The sequence below is a fragment of the Streptomyces sp. SudanB25_2051 genome (genome assembly GCF_964272635.1).
In the GTDB taxonomy this organism is placed as follows: domain Bacteria; phylum Actinomycetota; class Actinomycetes; order Streptomycetales; family Streptomycetaceae; genus Streptomyces.
Genome location: NZ_OZ186787.1, coordinates 4178063 through 4195319 on the forward strand (window position 1 = coordinate 4178063; position 17257 = coordinate 4195319).

The 17257-nt window shown below is 73.4% G+C and carries 17 protein-coding genes; 5 read left to right on the plus strand and 12 right to left on the minus strand.

All coding sequences use genetic code 11. The annotated features are described in order from the left end of the window. Positions 1-13: 13 nt before the first annotated feature. Positions 14-787 carry an alpha/beta hydrolase gene (locus ACSUPT_RS18895; RefSeq protein WP_436945047.1) on the minus strand — a complete coding sequence of 258 codons (774 nt, stop codon included), beginning with the start codon at positions 785-787 and terminating at the stop codon, positions 14-16. 85 nt (positions 788-872) lie between these two features. Here ACSUPT_RS18895 and ACSUPT_RS18900 point away from each other — a divergent pair, with 85 nt between their 5' ends. Next, positions 873-2027 (plus strand): adenosine deaminase, encoded by a 1155-nt coding sequence (locus tag ACSUPT_RS18900; RefSeq protein ID WP_436945049.1) that lies wholly within the window; start codon positions 873-875, stop codon positions 2025-2027. 139 nt (positions 2028-2166) lie between these two features. Further along, on the plus strand, positions 2167-2490 hold the full coding sequence (locus ACSUPT_RS18905; protein ID WP_351963465.1) for an ATP-binding protein: 324 nt from the start codon (positions 2167-2169) through the stop codon (positions 2488-2490). A gap of 98 nt (positions 2491-2588) precedes the next feature. On the opposite strand, the gene ACSUPT_RS18910 is transcribed toward ACSUPT_RS18905, so the two are convergent. From ACSUPT_RS18910 to afsQ1, 5 genes are all read right to left on the minus strand, one after another. Further along, the gene (locus ACSUPT_RS18910) at positions 2589-2789 is read right to left on the minus strand and encodes a PspC domain-containing protein (protein ID WP_351963466.1); all 201 of its coding nucleotides are present in this window, start codon (positions 2787-2789) and stop codon (positions 2589-2591) included. A gap of 89 nt (positions 2790-2878) precedes the next feature. Next, positions 2879-3484: a VanZ family protein gene (locus ACSUPT_RS18915; protein ID WP_351963467.1), complete on the minus strand. Its 606-nt coding sequence runs from the start codon at positions 3482-3484 to the stop codon at positions 2879-2881. A gap of 386 nt (positions 3485-3870) precedes the next feature. Beyond that, positions 3871-4527: a hypothetical protein gene (locus tag ACSUPT_RS18920; protein WP_351963468.1), complete on the minus strand. Its 657-nt coding sequence runs from the start codon at positions 4525-4527 to the stop codon at positions 3871-3873. Further along, complete coding sequence (locus ACSUPT_RS18925) at positions 4514-6151, minus strand: HAMP domain-containing sensor histidine kinase (RefSeq protein WP_361655017.1); 1638 nt, start codon at positions 6149-6151, stop codon at positions 4514-4516. Before ACSUPT_RS18925 ends, ACSUPT_RS18920 begins: the two co-directional genes overlap by 14 nt. A gap of 2 nt (positions 6152-6153) precedes the next feature. After that, positions 6154-6831, minus strand: coding sequence for a two-component system response regulator AfsQ1 (gene afsQ1 / locus ACSUPT_RS18930; protein WP_198549299.1), 678 nt, complete (start codon positions 6829-6831; stop codon positions 6154-6156). Positions 6832-7030: 199 nt separating this feature from the next. Here afsQ1 and ACSUPT_RS18935 point away from each other — a divergent pair, with 199 nt between their 5' ends. Then, the gene (locus ACSUPT_RS18935; RefSeq protein WP_361654862.1) at positions 7031-7771 is read left to right on the plus strand and encodes a SigE family RNA polymerase sigma factor; all 741 of its coding nucleotides are present in this window, start codon (positions 7031-7033) and stop codon (positions 7769-7771) included. 423 nt (positions 7772-8194) lie between these two features. Here ACSUPT_RS18935 and ACSUPT_RS18940 read toward each other — a convergent pair whose 3' ends face one another. Continuing rightward, positions 8195-8899, minus strand: a complete 705-nt coding sequence (locus ACSUPT_RS18940; RefSeq protein WP_351963470.1) for a uridine kinase family protein — start codon at positions 8897-8899, stop codon at positions 8195-8197. A gap of 56 nt (positions 8900-8955) precedes the next feature. On the opposite strand from ACSUPT_RS18940, the gene ACSUPT_RS18945 reads away from it, so the two are divergent. After that, positions 8956-9291 carry a hypothetical protein gene (locus ACSUPT_RS18945; RefSeq protein WP_351963471.1) on the plus strand — a complete coding sequence of 112 codons (336 nt, stop codon included), beginning with the start codon at positions 8956-8958 and terminating at the stop codon, positions 9289-9291. A gap of 93 nt (positions 9292-9384) precedes the next feature. Here the strand turns inward: ACSUPT_RS18945 and ACSUPT_RS18950 are convergent, their stop codons facing one another. The 5 genes from ACSUPT_RS18950 to ACSUPT_RS18970 all read right to left on the minus strand — a co-directional run bounded on the left by ACSUPT_RS18950 (position 9385) and on the right by ACSUPT_RS18970 (position 14378). Beyond that, positions 9385-10296, minus strand: a complete 912-nt coding sequence (locus tag ACSUPT_RS18950; RefSeq protein WP_351963472.1) for an aldehyde dehydrogenase family protein — start codon at positions 10294-10296, stop codon at positions 9385-9387. After that, positions 10296-11753 carry an aldehyde dehydrogenase family protein gene (locus tag ACSUPT_RS18955; protein WP_351963473.1) on the minus strand — a complete coding sequence of 486 codons (1458 nt, stop codon included), beginning with the start codon at positions 11751-11753 and terminating at the stop codon, positions 10296-10298. Before ACSUPT_RS18955 ends, ACSUPT_RS18950 begins: the two co-directional genes overlap by 1 nt. Positions 11754-11758: 5 nt before the next feature. Next, positions 11759-12709: a deoxyribose-phosphate aldolase gene (deoC, locus tag ACSUPT_RS18960; protein WP_365725381.1), complete on the minus strand. Its 951-nt coding sequence runs from the start codon at positions 12707-12709 to the stop codon at positions 11759-11761. A gap of 290 nt (positions 12710-12999) precedes the next feature. Further along, a complete protein-coding gene (locus tag ACSUPT_RS18965; RefSeq protein WP_436945054.1) occupies positions 13000-13953 on the minus strand; it encodes a hypothetical protein in 954 nt (317 codons plus the stop codon). Between the two features lie 83 nt (positions 13954-14036). Beyond that, on the minus strand, positions 14037-14378 hold the full coding sequence (locus tag ACSUPT_RS18970; protein ID WP_351963476.1) for a peptidase inhibitor family I36 protein: 342 nt from the start codon (positions 14376-14378) through the stop codon (positions 14037-14039). Positions 14379-14978: 600 nt separating this feature from the next. Here ACSUPT_RS18970 and helR point away from each other — a divergent pair. After that, positions 14979-17162 carry an RNA polymerase recycling motor ATPase HelR gene (gene helR / locus ACSUPT_RS18975; RefSeq protein ID WP_436945056.1) on the plus strand — a complete coding sequence of 728 codons (2184 nt, stop codon included), beginning with the start codon at positions 14979-14981 and terminating at the stop codon, positions 17160-17162. Positions 17163-17257: the final 95 nt, after the last annotated feature.

A 17257-nucleotide genomic window follows, 5' to 3' on the forward strand; every position in this document is an offset into this window, starting at 1 on the left:
CGCGCCCGGCGGCTCAGGGCCGCAGCGACCGCCCGAACCCGGCCGCCAGCGGCATCCGCAGCCCCAGCGGCGGCGGCGCCGCGAACGCGTCGGTGACCGGCCGGGTGTACGGGCGGCCGAAGAGCGAACCGAGCACGAAGTCGGCGGCCAGCGACAGTACTTCCTCGTGGTGCTGGCGCAGCGCGTGCCCGTCCGAGTGGACCTCGAAGCGGCACGTCGACCGGTTCGCCTTCTTCGCGCGTACGGCCAGCCGGTACGACAGGTCCGGATGGGCCACCGCGTCGGTCGTGCCGTGCACGATCAGCACCTGACGGCCCACCAACTGCCGTACCGGCTCCGGCTCCGCCGCCACGTCGTCCTCCGGCAGCCACGGCGCCAGCGCCAGCACCGAGGCGACCGCCGCGTGCCCCGCCGCCCGCAGCGCCGCCCGGCCGCCCATGCCGTGCCCCACCAGGCACACCGGTACGTCGCCGTGGCGGCGCACCACCTCGGCGACCGCCCACTGCGCGTCCGCCGCCAGCCGGGCGTCCGTGCCGTTCCAGCCGCGCCCCCGGTACCGCACCACATGCGCGGTCACCCCGTCGTCGCGGCCCGCCCGGACCAGGCGCCGCGCCAGCGGCAGCAGCGCGGCCCGGTGCAACGGCGAAGCCCTGCGCGCCGACTCGGCCGCGCCGTCCGGCAGGAGGAGCACCACCCCTCCGACCGCCGTCGCGTCCGACCCCCCGACGGCCCGCCCCAGGCGCGGCTGCCGAGCACGGCCCGGCCCTACGAGTGCGTGGTGTGCCATGGCAGAACAGTCTCAGAAGAGGAGGTGTACGCCACCCGTACACGCGGTCACTGTTCCGTATCGAGTGAAGGGCTACAGTGCGCGAATGACGAGCCAGAACCTCAACCTCCCCACCGCGGACCAGATCCGCCGAGCCCCGAAGGTCCTGCTCCACGACCACCTCGACGGAGGGCTGCGCCCCGGCACGGTCGTCGACCTGGCCCGCGCGTGCGGCTACGACGCCCTCCCCGAGACCGACCCCGAGCGGCTCGGCCGGTGGTTCCGCGAGGCCGCCGACTCCGGCTCGCTGGAGCGGTATCTGGAGACCTTCGCCCACACCTGCGCCGTCATGCAGACCCGCGACGCCCTCTTCCGCGTCGCCGCCGAGTGCGCGGAGGACCTCGCCGACGACGGCGTCGTGTACGCGGAGGTGCGCTACGCCCCCGAGCAGCACCTGGAGGGCGGCCTCACCCTCGACGAGGTCGTCGCCGCCGTCAACGACGGCTTCCGCGAGGGCGAGCGCCGAGCCCGCGAACGCGGCCACCGCATCCGCGTCGGCGCCCTCCTCACGGCCATGCGGCACGCCGCCCGGTCCCTGGAGATCGCCGAACTCGCCAACGCCCACCGCGACGCGGGCGTCGTCGGCTTCGACATCGCGGGCGCCGAGGCGGGCTTCCCGCCCACCCGCCACCTCGACGCCTTCGAATACCTGAAGCGGGAGAACAACCACTTCACCATCCACGCCGGCGAGGCGTTCGGCCTGCCCTCCATCTGGCAGGCCATCCAGTGGTGCGGCGCCGACCGCCTCGGCCACGGCGTCCGCATCATCGACGACATCGAGGTCGCCGACGACGGCACCGTCACCCTCGGCCGCCTCGCCGCCTACGTACGGGACAAGCGCATCCCCCTGGAGATGTGCCCCACCTCCAATCTGCAGACCGGCGCCGCCGCGTCCTACGCCGAGCACCCCATCGGCCTGCTCCGCCGCCTCCACTTCCGCACCACCGTCAACACCGACAACCGGCTGATGTCCGGCACCAGCATGAGCCGGGAATTCGAGCTGCTGAGCGAGACATTCGGCTACACGCTCGACGACATGCAGTGGTTCACGGTCAATGGAATGAAGTCGGCGTTCATTCCTTTCGATGAACGACTCGCCATGATCAACGATGTGATCAAGCCCGGATACGCCGAGCTGAAATCCGAATGGCTGTTCACTCAGACCGTCACCACCAGGGCTTCTTCCAGCGAAACCGCCTGAGACGACACGACGCGCGAGGCAGCGGGAACGGCCGGGAAAACCACGACCCGGCCGTTCGGCGGTGTTTGCGGGCCGCATCACGCGATCGCTAGGTTGCAGAGCCGCTCATGCCCCCGAATACCCCCAAGGACGAATTTCGATGAAGCAGTCCGCTGCCAAGACCCTCGGTGTCGCCGCGCTGGGTGCCGCTTTCGCCGTCTCCGCCGCCGGCAGCGCCTCCGCGCTCACCGCCGTCCCGACCGGTCCCGTCCTGGAGACCGCCACCAAGGCCCTCCCGGTCGCGCAGGCCGTCTCCGCCCTCCCCGGCGGCGCCGGCGAGACCGCCGCCATCGCGGAAGGCGCCCTCGGCGCCGTCACCCAGGCCGCCCCCGCCGTCCCCGTCGACACCCCGGTCGACCCCGTCGTGGGCCTCCTCGGCGGCCTCCCCGTCGGCGGCAGCCTCCCGGCCGCCGGCCTCGGCTGACCCGGCACGGCACACGAAGACGGCGGGCGCGCACCCGGAAAAGGGGCGCGCCCGCCGTCGTGCGGTCGCCGTCAGGCCTGGCGCGAACGCCGCGGCCGCTACCAGGCCGGGTTCGCGGACTTCTCCGACGGCAGCAGCATCCACAGCGCCAGGTACAGCAGGAACTGCGGTCCCGGCAGCAGACACGACGCGACGAATATGACCCGCATCGTCGTCACCGAGGTGCCGAAACGCCGGGCCAGCGCCGCGCACACTCCACCGATCATGCGTCCGTCGCGCGGGCGGGCAAGTGCGGCCATGGTGGGCTCCTTCGTCAGGGCTTCACGGAAGCCGCCGACCGGCCTCCGATACGTCCATCCTCCCCGCCTACCCCGGACAAAGCATCGGACTACGGGGCGATCCCGACCCTGGGAATCCTCGGGGTCGCCCCCTGGGAAACGTCCTCCCGGCGCAGGGCACCGCCCCGCCGCCGGCTCCTCCCCGCGACGGACCCCGCAGGACGCCCCGCACCGGCCCCCGCGCGCGGCCCCCCGGCACCGCCCCCCGGACCGGCCGCCAGCCTGCGCCGCAGCCGCGTCCGCCACGCCGGAACGACCGCCAGATGCGCCAGCGCCACACCCGTCGTGTTCAACAGCACCGCGTCCACGTCCACGACCCGGCCCGGCACCGCCGTCTGCAGCAGCTCGATCCCCAGGGACACCAGCGCCCCCGCCGACACCGTCCGTACGAGAGACGCCCACCGCGCCACGTCCAGCCGCGCGTCCGCCAGCGGCAGCAGCACACCCAGCGGCGCCAGCAGCAGCAGGCCCTCACCGATCCGCCGCGCGGCCTCCGCCGGACCCAGGGCCAGATCGGCCTTTATCCCCGCCAGGGGCTCCAGATTCGCCGCCGTCACCCACATCACATCCAGCGGCCGCAGCGTCAGCCACCCCACGAGCCCCAGATGGACGACGAGAAGAGCGAGCCCCGCCACGCGGTAGCGGATGGCGGCCATGCCGCCCTGACCTTGACGCTGCACGCCCCCCAAGACGCGCACCCCGGCAGGATCGGTTCCCCTTTCTTCTTGGCTCGCTTCGCCTCCGGGGCGCTTTGTGCGGGTGCCGAGAGGACGTCCGTGCTCGGCCCTCGTTCCTCGGGCGCTGCGCGCGGCCGTCCTCTCGGCACCCGCGCGCCCCTTCGGCTCCGCTCGCGGTCCCGGTGCTCAGCCGTCAGGCTCCCGCTCGCCGTGCAGGCGTAGTGCGGCCTTCGGGCTCCCGCTCGCCGTGCAGGCAGAGTGCGGCCTTCGGGCTCCCGCTCGCCGTGCAGGCAGAGTGCGGCCGTCAGGCTCCCGCGCACCGCACAGGCACAGTGCGGGTCAGGGGGCCGGTCGGCGTGCGGGGGTCAGGGGGCCCTCGTCGGCAGGGGGCTCTCCGGGCGGGCCTTCACCGACTCGTCGCACACGTACCGGCGCACCGGGTACTTCCCCGGGCCGCCCAGGAGCACCGTGCCGCTCACGGACGTGGCGTCCGACTCGGCGTACGTGCACACGATCTGCGCCAGTGCCGCCGGCGGCAGGTCCTCGGGCTGGCGGCTCAGCCGCAACGCGCCCTCCGGGTCGCCCGCGCGGCCCGCCGCCACCTTCAGCGGCTCGTCCAGGTACGTCGTGAAGCCCGCCTGCCGCTCACGCTCCGACGGCCGCTCCCGCATCGCCTCCAGCAGGGCCTGCGCCGTCGCCACCCGCGCCGAGTCACCCGGCCCGGCGCCCTCGGGCCGTACGGTCCGGTGCACCGGCTCCAGGCCCGACGCGCACACCAGGTACACCCGCGTCGGCACGCCCGCGTCCGGCGCCGCCGTCAGCGCCGCCTCCGACAGGCTGCACGGCACCCGCGACGGCGCGCCGCCCGCGTCGACCGGCACCGACGTCGTACGGATGCCGCAACCGGCCGTCACCGCGGCCAGCACGGCCGCGGCGGCCAGCACCCGCAGGCCGCGAGCCGCCCGCGGGGCCCCGGCCGACCGGCGGCGGGCCGTTCGTACGTCCGCGTCAGGCACGCGCATCCCGCTTGCCACTGTGCTGTTCCTCATCCCCTGGACCGTCGTTCCGTCGGCCGTCGCGGCCGTCCCCACTCCGCCCGGAGCCGCCCTCCCCGGCGTCCCCGTCGCGGGCCGCGACCTCCGAACCGTCGCGGGGCAGCCGCAGCGTGAACACCGCGCCGTCCCCGTCGGGCGAGTTGGCCGCGGTGATGTCACCACCGTGGATCAGCGCGTTCTCCATGGCGATCGACAGCCCGAGCCCACTGCCCTCCGAACGTGGCCGGGACGCGCTCGCCTTGTAGAACCGGTCGAAGACGTGCGGCAGTACCTCCTCCGGGATGCCGGGCCCGTGGTCCCGCACCCGCACGAGCAGGTCGTCGCCCGCCGTCCGCACCGACACCCGCACCGGCGAACCGCCGTGCTTCAGCGCGTTGCCGATCAGGTTGGCGAGTATGACGTCCAGCCGGCGCGGGTCCAGCCGCGCCACGATGCCCCGCTCGGCGTCCAGCTCCACCGCGTCCAGCCACGCCCGCGCGTCGATGCACGCCGTCACCTGGTCGGCCACGTCCACGTCGTCCAGGACCAGCTTCGCCGTACCGGCGTCGAACCGCGTGACCTCCATCAGGTTCTCCACCAGCGTGTTCAGCCGCCGCGTCTCGCTGATCACCAGCGACACCGCCGGCGCGACCATCGGGTCGAGGCTGTCCTGCTCCTCCTCCAGGACCTCCGTCACCGCGGTCAGCGCCGTCATCGGTGTGCGCAGCTCGTGCGACATGTCCGCCACGAACCGGCGGCTGGACTCCTCGCGGGCGCTCATGTCGGCGACCTTCTTCTGCAGGCTCTCCGCGGCGCTGTTGAACGTCCGAGCCAGCTCGGCCAGTTCGTCCGTGCCGGACACCCGCAGCCGCGTGTCGAGCTTGCCCTCGCCGAGCCGCCGCGCGGCCTCGCCCAGCCGGTGCACCGGCTTCAGCACCGTGGTCGCCGCGACCTGCGCCAGCAGCGCCGAGCCCAGCAGCGCCAGCAGCGTCGCCACACCCAGCGACCAGCCCAGCGAGTTGAGGTCCTGCCGCTCCGGCTCCAGCGACTTCAGCATGTAGCCGGTCGGCCCGCCGCCGATGATCCGCGTCCCGCCCACCAGGTACGGCGTGCCGCGCAGATTCGTCCGCAGCCAGAACACGTGGTACGAGTGCTGGTTGCCGGCGCCGAGCTCCTGCTCCTCGTCCACCGCCGCCCGCAGCGACGCGGGCACGTCGCGCAGCGTGAACCGGTCCGGGTCCGAGACGCCCACGATGGGCTTGCCCTCGTCACGCTCGCCGAGCAGCACCACGCTGTACCCGCCGCCGCCCTGCGCCATCTGCTCGGCGGTCCGCCGCAGCTCCTCGGGCGTCGGCCGCAGCGGCAGCGCGGCCGCCCGGTTCTGCATCTCCTGCTTGAAGTCGCCGAGCGCCGCGTCCTGCGTACGCGTCAGCACCGCCTCGCGGTTCAGCCAGTACGCGATCCCCGACGCCGAGACGGCCGCCGTCAACGCGACAAGACCGAACACGACGATCAGCCGCACCCGCAGACTCGTCCACCGCTTGCCCGCGCTCAGCGCTCTCCGCCCGCCCTTCGCGGCACCGCCCGACGTGCCGTCCTGTTCCTCACACATGCTCACGCGGGCGAATCGAGCCGGTAGCCGACGCCGCGCACCGTACGGATCAGGGTCGGCGACGACGGAACGTCCTCCACCTTCGCCCTCAGCCGCTGCACACACGCGTCCACCAGACGCGAGTCGCCCAGGTAGTCGTGCTCCCACACCAGCCGCAGCAGCTGCTGCCGCGACAGCGCCTGACCCGGCCGGCGGCTCAGCTCCAGGAGCAGCCGCAGCTCGGTCGGCGTCAGCTGCAGCTCCTCGCCGTTCTTCGTCACCGTCATCGCGGACCGGTCGATGACCAGCGAACCGAACGTCGCCGAATCCGTCGTCTCCCGCTCACCGCGCCGCAGCACGGCCCGGATCCGCGCGTCCAGCACCCGTCCCTGCACCGGCTTGACGACATAGTCGTCCGCGCCCGACTCCAGGCCGACGACCACGTCGATGTCGTCGCTGCGGGCCGTCAGCAGGATGATCGGCAGCTGGTCCGTGCGCCGGATGCGGCGGCACACCTCGAAACCGTCGATGCCGGGCAGCATCACGTCCAGGACGATCAGGTCCGGACGCTGTTCCCTGAGCAGCTTCAGGCCGTCCTCACCCGTCGCCGCGGTGGCCACACGGTGGCCCTGGCGGGACAGCGAGAGTTCGAGGGCCGTGCGGATGGCGTCGTCGTCCTCGATCAGCAACAGGAAAGGCACGGCGTCATTCTGTCCCATGGGAGGAGACGAGTTCGACCCGTGGAGCGCTCCCAGGGCCCGTCCGGTACCAGACCGGTATGTCACCGGCCCCTGTGACACGCCTGTGACAGTCGGCGGACACCGTCATGAACTCCCCTCGGCAGTCTTTTTTCCACACGGATGAACGGACCGGCCGACTCCACGACGACAGGGGGGCGTGATGAACGCAGTGCAGCACAGCACCACCTCGAACGCAGTTGTCACGCGTCTCCACGACGTCGCGCGGAGCGGTGAGAAGTCCGGCACCGCGACCATGCGGGGGTGCGGCCGCGGTGTCGGACGTCAGCACAAGGCGCCCCGAGTGGTCGCCCTGTCTGACGGGGGAAGGGCGTACGGGGAGGTCACGGGAGAGCGGAAGGCCCCGGCGGGGAGGGCGAGCGCGGAAGCCGCGTTCACCGCCTACGTCCAGGAGCGCCGCGCCTCCCTGTACGCCACCGCCTACCACCTGACCGGCGACCGGCACGAGGCCGAGGACCTGCTGCAGAGCGCGCTGTTCTCGACGTACCGCGCCTGGGACCGGATCAGCGACAAGGCGGCCGTGGGCGGCTATCTCCGCCGCACGATGACGAACCTGCACATCAGCGCCTGGCGCAGGCGCAAGCTCAACGAGTACCCGACGGAGGAACTGCCGGAGACGGTGGGCGACTCCGACGCGATGCGCGGCACGGAACTGCGCGCGGTGCTCTGGCAGGCGCTCGCCCGGCTGCCCGAACTGCAGCGCACCATGCTGGTCCTGCGCTACTACGAGGGCCGCACCGACCCGGAGATCGCGGACATACTGGACATCAGCGTCGGCACGGTGAAGTCGAGCATCTGGCGGTCGCTCCGCCGGCTGCGCGAGGACGAGGTCCTCAGCTTCGGCCGTGACCAGGAGGAGTCCTTCGGCCAGCTCGTGGCCTGAGGGACGGGGGGAACGGGGCCCACGGGGGACGTGGGGCCCGGCAAGGGATCCACGGGGGACGTGGGATCCCGCACGGGGGGACACGGGGGAGGAAGCGGGGACCGGGAGTCCCGGGGATCACGGGGGGATCCTCGCGCCCCGGAACCCGCTCCCGCCGGCCGCGGAGGGCAGCCTCCACGGCCGCGGGGAAGCAAGGGGGTACCCACGGGGGAAACGGGGGGTATCACGGGGGAAACACCGCGCCGGGCAAGCTGGGGGGCTTGTCCGGCGCACTCCTGTGTCCGGGCCGCGCCCCGGCTGTCGGGCCGTGTCCGGACGCCGGCTGTCCGTACCGTGCGGGCCGTGTCCCGGCGTCCGGACCGTACGGACCGTGTTCCGGCGCGTGCGGCAGTCCGCTCGCGCCGGGGGCGTGTGCCGCGTCCGTTACGCCGGTTCCGGGGCCCTCGGCGTGCGGTGGCGGCCCGCCGCCGCGGCCGCCAGCCGGCCCAGCGCCTCGTCCTTGCCGCACGGATGCGCGCCGAGCGCCGTCTGCCGCGCCACGATCGACCGCTCCGCGCGCATCAGCCGCCACCCGCGCCGCAGCAGGAACGGCACCGACTTGCGGCCCTCCCGCAGATCCCGCAGCAGCCTGCGGCGGAACGTGGTGGACGGCCGGCCCCGCAGGCACAGCGCGTCCGCCAGCACGCCCAGGTCCTCGCAGCGGCGCACGATGTCGGCGGCGAAGATGCCCTCCGCGATGAACAGCGGCGTACGGGCGATGTCCAGGGGCTCGCTGCCGACGCGGGAGCTCGTGGAGATGTCGTACACCGGGACCGTCGTGCGGCCCGTGGCGCACAGCTCCGTGATGGCGGCGACCGCCGCGTCCGCGTCCCACGACGCGGGGGAGTCCCAGTCGATGTCCGTGCTGCCCGGCACGAGCGGCAGGGTCGGGTCGCCGGCCTCCTTGTAGAAGTCGTCGAGCCGGAGCACGGGAAGGCCGGCGCGGGCGGCGAGGGACGACTTGCCGGAGCCTGAGGGGCCCGCGAGCAGCACGACGCGGGTCGGGATCGGTTGGGAACTCACGGGACACCAGTGTGAACCATTGACCCGGTAGGGGGACCCCGCCGGGGACCCGTTGGTATCGAGCATCACACCTCGCCTACGGTGTGTGTCCGACCGCTCACCCCCTCCAGGCAGGAACTCCCATGAACCGCTTGCTGAAGGCCGGACTGACCGTGTCGGCCCTGGGCGCCGCGCTCGGCGCCGCCGGCGGCCAGGCCCAGGCGGCCGACCTGCGGGACGTCGACCCCGCGGCGGCCGTGCAGGCCGTCACGGACACGGTCCCGCACGTCGCGGCCCCGGTGAAGCACCTGAAGATCAACCCGCTGGCGGGCACGGGCGTGGACCCGCTCGACAACGGGGTCGGCACGCAGGTCTCGGACTTCCGGCCCGTCGACACGACATCCGTGACCGGCTCGCTGACCAGCGCGCCCGACCTGCCCGTCGCCGGTCCCCTGCTGGGCGGTCTCATCCCCGGCTGAAGCGGCGGCGGAGCCCCGCACGCGGGCGCCCGCACGCGACACGGCCCCGCCTCCCCGGACACGGGAAGGCGGGGCCGTCCGCGCGGCCGGCGGTCAGTACGCCGAGCCGGACACGCCCAGGGAGCCCGTCGGGTGCCAGACCGTCTTGGTCTCCAGGAACGCCGTGAGGCGGCCCGTACCCGGGTCGGCGGTCCAGTCCGCGCCGCCGTCCACAGCCTGTGGACGCAGTACGCGCTTGAGGTTGTCCGCCGCCGCGACCTCCAGATCGCGGGCCAGCTCGGCGCCCGCGCCCGTCAGGTCGATGGCGTTGACGTCCTGGTGCGCGGCGAGCGGCGCGGCGATCTCCGCCGTACGGCCCGACAGGATGTTCACGACACCGCCCGGCACGTCCGACGTGGCCACCACCTCGGCCAGCGACAGCGCCGGCAGCGGGGCCTTCTCACTGGCCACGACGACCGCGGTGTTGCCCGTGGCGATCACCGGGGCGAGCACCGAGACCAGGCCCAGCAGCGACGACTCCTGCGGGGCGACGACCGCGACGACACCGGTCGGCTCGGGCGTGGACAGGTTGAAGTACGGCCCCGACACCGGGTTCGCGCCGCCGAGCACCTGGGCCACCTTGTCGGTCCAGCCCGCGTACCAGACCCAGCGGTCCACGGCGGCCTCGACGACCTCGGCGGCCTTCGACTTCGACAGGCCCTCCGCGTCCGCCACCTCGCGCACGAACTGGCCCCGGCGGCCCTCCATCATCTCCGCGACCCGGTACAGGATCTGGCCGCGCAGATACGCCGTGGAACCCGACCAGCCGGGGAACGCCTTGCGCGCGGCGACGACCGCGTCACGCGCGTCCTTGCGGGAGGAGAGCGGCGCGTTCGCCAGCCACTTGCCCCTGCTGTCTGTCACCTCGTACACCCGGCCGCTCTCGCTGCGGGGGAACTTGCCCCCGACGTACAGCTTGTAGGTCTTGAAGACGCTCAGACGGTTGTGCTCATCGGTGCTGCTCATCAGCGCTCACCCTCCCGGCTCGACAGGGCGAGGTACGCCTCCAGGCCGTGCCTGCCGCCCTCGCGGCCGAAGCCCGACTCCTTGTAGCCGCCGAACGGCGACGCCGGGTCCAGCTTGTTGAATGTGTTGGCCCAGACGACACCCGCGCGGAGCTTGTCGGCGACCGCGAGCATGCGGGAGCCCTTCTCCGTCCAGATGCCCGCCGACAGGCCGTACTGGCTGTTGTTCGCCTTGGCGACCGCCTCCGCGGGCGTACGGAACGTCAGCACCGACAGGACCGGGCCGAAGATCTCGTCGCGGGCGACCGTGTGGGCCTGCGTGACGCCGGTGAACAGCGTCGGCGCGAACCAGTAGCCCTGGGACGGCAGCTCGCAGGCGGGCGACCAGCGCTCGGCGCCCTCCGCCTCGCCGGTGTCCGCCAGCGCCTTGATCCGGGCCAGCTGCTCGGCCGAGTTGATCGCGCCGATGTCGGTGTTCTTGTCCAGCGGGTCGCCCAGGCGCAGCGTGGACAGGCGGCGCTTGAGGGCGTCCAGGAACTCGTCCTGCACCGACTCCTGCACCAGCAGGCGCGAGCCCGCGCAGCAGACCTGGCCCTGGTTGAAGAAGATGCCCGTGACGATGCCCTCGACGGCCTGGTCGATCGGGGCGTCGTCGAAGACGATGTTCGCGCCCTTGCCGCCCAGCTCCAGCGTGAGCTTCTTGCGGGTGCCCGCGACCTGCCGGGCGATGGCCTTGCCGACCGCGGTGGAGCCGGTGAACGCGACCTTGTCGACGTCCGGGTGCTCGACCAGCGCGGCGCCCGCGTCCCCGTAGCCGGGGAGGATGTTGACGACGCCCTTGGGCAGGCCCGCCTGGCGGCACACGTCCGCGAAGAACAGCGCCGACAGCGGGGTCGTCTCGGCCGGCTTCAGCACGACCGTGTTGCCCGCGGCCAGCGCCGGGGCGATCTTCCACGCGAGCATCAGCAGCGGGAAGTTCCACGGGATGACCTGGCCGGCCACGCCCAGCGGCCTCGGGTCCGGGCCGAAGCCCGCGTGGCTCAGCTTGTCGGCCCAGCCCGCGTAGTAGAAGAAGTGCCCGGCGACCAGCGGCAGGTCGTGGTCGCGGGTCTCCTTGATCGGCTTGCCGTTGTCCAGGGTCTCCAGGACCGCCAGCTCGCGGGAGCGCTCCTGGATGATCCGCGCGATGCGGAACAGGTACTTGGCGCGCTCGGAGCCGGGCAGCGCCGACCACTTGGCGAACGCCTTGCGGGCGGCCCTCACGGCCCGGTCCACGTCCTCGGCGCCGGCCTGGGCGACCTCGGAGAGGACCTCCTCGGTGGCCGGGGCGACCGTCTTGAAGACCTTGCCGTCGGCGGCCTCGGTGAACTCGCCGTCGATGAACAGGCCGTACGAGGGGGCGATGTCGACGACCGAGCGGGACTCGGGAGCGGGTGCGTACTCGAATGCAGATGCCATGGTGATCAGTCCACCGTCACGTAGTCGGGACCGGAGTACCGTCCGGTGGCCAGCTTCTGACGCTGCATCAGCAGGTCGTTCAGCAGGCTCGACGCGCCGAAGCGGAACCAGTGGTTGTCCAGCCAGTCCTCGCCCGCGGTCTCGTTGACCAGGACCAGGAACTTGATCGCGTCCTTGGAGGTGCGGATGCCGCCCGCGGGCTTCACACCCACCTGGATACCCGTCTGGGCGCGGAAGTCGCGCACCGCCTCCAGCATCAGGAGCGTGTTCGCGGGGGTGGCGTTCACCGCGACCTTGCCGGTCGAGGTCTTGATGAAGTCCGCGCCCGCGAGCATGCCGAGCCAGGAGGCGCGGCGGATGTTGTCGTACGTGGAGAGTTCGCCGGTCTCGAAGATGACCTTCAGGCGGGCGGCGCCGCTGGCCTCCTTCACGGCGCGGATCTCCTCGTACACCTTCATGTAGTTCCCGGCGAGGAACGCGCCCCGGTCGATCACCATGTCGATCTCGTCCGCCCCGGCGGCGACGGCGTCACGGGTGTCCGCGAGCTTCACGTCGAGCGCGGCGCGGCCGGCGGGGAACGCGGTGGCGACGGAGGCGACCTTCACCTCGGTCGCGCCCGCGGCGGCCAGCGCGGCCTTCGCGGTCGCCACCATGTCGGGGTAGACGCAGACCGCCGCCGTGTGCGGGGTGGTCCGGTCGGTCGGGTCGGGACGTACGGCCTTGGCGGCGAGCGCCCGGACCTTGCCCGGGGTGTCCGCGCCTTCGAGCGTCGTCAGGTCGATCATCGAGATGGCCAGATCGAGGGCGTACGCCTTGGCCGTGGTCTTGATCGAGCGCGTACCGAGCGCGGCGGCACGCGCCTCGAGGCCGACGGCATCCACACCGGGCAGCCCGTGAAGGAAGCGGCGCAGAGTGCTGTCGGACGCGGTCACGTCAGCAAGTGCATTGGTGGGCATGGTCACCAGGGGAGCATATCTACGCGCGTAGCGGCCTGTACAGCCCCGGGGGTCGGCGGAGGCCATCCGAGGGGCGGAAGCGGCAGGTGAGCGGGGCGCGGGTGAGGCGGGTCACAGGGGGTGCGGTGATGGTGGTGGGCCTGGCTTGGTGGTGCCGCTGGTGGCGGTGGCGGGGGCGGCTCGGGGCCTGAGGGCGGGTGCCCGGGTTGTGCCGCCGACCCCTGCGGGGGCGACCCTGCGCGGCCCCCTTCCGCCGGAGCGCGGGTTCGCCCATGCAGGGGGCGGTGACGTCACCTCGCCGTGGTCAGCGCCGTGGCGCGCCCTGCGGCCTGGCGGTTGAGGACGGTGAAATCGAGAGCCTCGGCATGGTGTTCCCTCACCCACTGGAGGGTCTGCCGCCGGAACAGCTCGCGATGGGTACGCGACCGCCCGGTCTGCCGGTCGCACACGGCAGACGACACCGCCAGCCGTACCGCCGCCGGTCCGTTCCCGGTGGCGCCCGCGGACCGGGCGGCCGCGCCGGGATCGGCGAAGTGGTGGCCGTTCGCGCGCATGCAGGCGCTCCACCGCTGCGTGGCCCGGACGTAGGCGGGCTGCTTCCGTACCGCCTCGTTCACGGGCAGGTAGCGGGAGGTGACGAACGCGTCCGCGCGCACCCACTTCTCGTAGTCGCCGTACAGTCCGGTCCTGGCGGAGGCGAAGCACCCGTCCGTGGGGGCCCGCAGCGTCCCCACGCCCGGAACCTCGACCTCGACCATCCGCTGTGCGGGGTCTCCGTGGAGCGCCCGGACCCACGCGTCGCGCCGGGCCGGGGACAGCGTGGCCAGGTAGGCCGCTTCCCGGCGTCCGGTGTCGGTGGCCCGCGTCTGCGGGCGGTCGGCGCCGAAGGCTTCCCGGCGTGCCCGGTCCACGTCGTCCCCGCTCAGCTCCCTCGTCCGGTTCTCCTCCGTGGCCCTGGCCGCTTCCAGGGACAGCGGTTCGTGGAAGGACGCGAACCCCTTCTCCGCCATGCACTCCCGGACCAGGGCGGACTCGGCCTCGTGCAGCACCTGCCGGGTGCGCGGCGCGAGGTCCAGGCCGTCCGCCAGACGCCGGAGCTCCGCCGGGCCGGGCTGAGGGGTGCCCGTACGCGTCGAGGCCGGCGGAGGCGAACCGGCGGTGGGGGCGGAGCAGGCGGCGACGGACAGCGCGAGGACCGCGGCGGTGAGAAGCGGCGGACGGACGAGTGCACCACGGCGGATCATGACGGCCTTCCTCGGGTCGGCGACGGACGGTACGGGGGGCCGGCGCGCGGCTCCCCGTACCGGCCCCCGCGCGCGGCGGCGTGTCAGCAGCTCGACACCTTGTAGACGGACTCGGTGTCCAGCGCCGGGCTGTGGTGCGTCCAGATCGACCCCGGCCTGGAGCAGGCGATGTATCCGACGTAGCCGGTCTGCCGGTAGAGCTCCATCCCGGCCTGCGACATCCGGTTGTACGACGAACGGTCCCGGTTCTTGAAGGAACCGAGGTCGCTCTTGTGCCAGCTGTACTTCTGCGGCGTGCCCCGGTGCTCGTACTCGGGCCACATGCAGAAATAGCCCGTCGGGCAGTCCGAAGGGGCGGCCTGCGCGGCGGAGGCGCCCACGAGCCCTCCGGCGACGAGTCCTGCGGCCACGAGAACGGATGACACGGTCTTCCTGATCAATGCACTCTCCTTAGTCGGCGTTCCGGTGCCACGGAGGCGCGGAACGGTGACGGATGCCCCGCGATCCCACGTTCGTCGGCCGGGCAGGGCACAGGCTGCTGGCCGCCGGCGGGCCGCGGCAACGGCAACCGGCTGTCCCGGACGGGCCCCGGCTGTCCGGGCTGGTCAGGGCCTGGCACGGGCGGTGTCCCGGACACGGGCCCTGCGGGCGGGGCGAGAGAGCGGGTCGCGGTGGCCGAGGGGCGCCGGCCGAAGCGGGGCGTCGGAGGCCTCCGCTGCGGGGTCGGGGAGCCCGGGTTCCGCCGCCGGCCGCTGCGGGGGCCCTTCCACCGGGCGGCACCTCGCGAAGGGGCGGGAAGAAACGCGTGTGGGGGCGTTGGGCCGGACGGGGAGCTGCCGGCCGGGTGCTCCGGGTGGGCGCCCCGCGGCGCGTGGCGCGCGGCCTGGGCAGCAAAAAAGGCGGGAGCCGCGCTCCTCGCCACTCTCAACGTATAGCGCACCGGGGGGCTTGCGGCAAGGCCCCCTTCGTGGCGCACAATCGCAGGCCTGTTGCCGGAACCTGCGGGATTGCGAGATTCACCAGATATGAGCGCATTCGTCCATGGCGAGGCTCGCCCTGCCGGGAAGCCCCGTGCCACCAGCGCGTTCGACTTGTCCGAGCGGCTCGCCGCCAAGGCCGCCCCCGCGCTGATCGCCCGCGACGAGGAGCACTTCGCGGCCATCGCGCACTGCCTGGAGCAGACGATCGCCGAACTGTCCGACCGCCTCGACGCCGAGCGCCGCGCCCCCGGCGGCGCCGGCCGGGAGGCGATGGAGCGCGACATCGAGATCCACCGGCTGACCGCCCGCCTGCGCACCCTGCGCCGCTTCGGGCTCGACCTGTGCCTCGGCCACATGGTCGGGGCCGACGGCGGGGAGCCGGTGTACGTGGGGCGCCTCGGCCTCACCGACAGCGCGGGCCGCCGCCTGCTGGTGGACTGGCGTTCACCGGCGGCCGAGCCGTTCTTCGCGGCGACCCACGCCAACCCCATGGGCCTCGCCAGCCGCCGCCGGTACCGCTGGACCCGCGGCCGGATCAGCGACTACTGGGACGAGGTGTTCACCGCCGACGGGCTGGAGGGAAACGCCGCGCTGGACGACCAGTCCGCGTTCATCGCCAGTCTGGGCACCAACCGCTCGGCGCGCATGCGGGACGTGCTCGCCACCATCCAGGCCGACCAGGACGCCATCATCCGGGCGGGCTCGCGCGGCGCCCTCGTCGTGGACGGCGGCCCCGGCACGGGCAAGACCGTCGTCGCGCTGCACCGTTCCGCGTACCTGCTGTACTCCGACCCGCGCCTGGGCCACCGGCGCGGCGGCGTGCTGTTCGTCGGCCCGCACGAGCCGTACCTCGCGTACGTGGAGGACGTACTGCCCAGCCTCGGCGAGGAGGGCGTGCGTACGTGCACCCTGCGCGACCTGGTCCCGGAGGGCGCGCGGGCGGGCGTGGAGGCCGACCCGGAGGTGGCGCGGCTGAAGGCGTCCGCCGACCTGGTGAAGGCCGTCGAGAAGGCCGTCCGGTTCTACGAGTCGCCGCCCACCGAGGGCATGACGGTGACGACGCCGTGGGGCCCGGTGCCGCTGAGCGCCGACGACTGGGCGGAGGCGTTCGACGCGGCCGAACCGGGCGTGCCGCACAACGAGGCGCGTGAGCTGATCTGGGACGAGCTGGTCGCGATCCTGCTGGACAAGTACGAGGAGGACGTACCGGTCGGGCTGTTCCGCCGGGCACTGGCGGCCGACCGCGAGCTGACGGGCGCGCTCGGCGCCGCGTGGCCGCTGATCGACGCCGCGGACCTGGTCGGGGACCTGTGGACCGTACCGGCGTACCTGCGGATGTGCGCGCCGTGGCTGAGCCGTGACGACGTGACGAGGCTCCAGCGGGCGGACGCGCGGGCGTGGACCGTGTCCGACCTGCCGCTGCTGGACGCGGCGCGGCAGCGGCTCGGCGACCCGAAGGAGGCGCTGCGCAAGCGCCGCCACAAGGCGTCGGTCGCCGCCGAACGGGAGCGGATGGCGGGGGTCATCGACAACGTGATCGCCGCCGACGACGACGGCGAGGGCGCGGTGACGATGCTGCACGGGCAGGACCTGCGGGACACCCTGATCGACGAGTCCGCGCTGCCCGCCGCCGAGGTGGAGCCGCTGGCCGGGCCGTTCGCGCACGTCGTCGTGGACGAGGCGCAGGAACTGACCGACGCGGAGTGGCAGATGCTGCTGCTGCGCTGCCCGTCGCGGAGCTTCACCGTGGTCGGCGACCGGGCGCAGGCCCGGCACGGCTTCACGGAGTCGTGGGAGGAGCGGCTGGCGCGGGTCGGCCTCGACCGGGTGGAGGTGGCGTCGCTGAGCGTCAACTACCGGACCCCGGAGGAGGTCATGGCGGAGGCGGAGCCGGTCATCCGGGCCGCGCTGCCGGACGCCAACGTGCCGACGTCGATCCGCCGCAGCGGCGTCCCCGTCCGGTACGGGTCGGTCGCGGAGCTGGACGCGGTCCTGGACGGCTGGCTGGGCGAGCACGCGGACGGAGTCGCGTGTGTGATCGGCGCCCCGGACTTCCGCGAGCGGCCCCGGGTCCGGTCGCTGACCCCGCAGCTGGCGAAGGGCCTGGAGTTCGACCTCGTCGTCCTGGTGGACCCGGAGCGGTTCGGCGGGGGCGTGGCGGGCGCGGTGGACCGGTACGTGGCGATGACGCGGGCGACGCAGCGGCTGGTGGTGCTGACCAGCGACTGAGGGGCCCCGGCGCGCGGTTCCGGAGCGCCCCCTCCGACGCGGAGGCGCGGGGTGGTCCGGGGCCCGTTGCGTGTTCACGCCATTCCGCCGCGGAC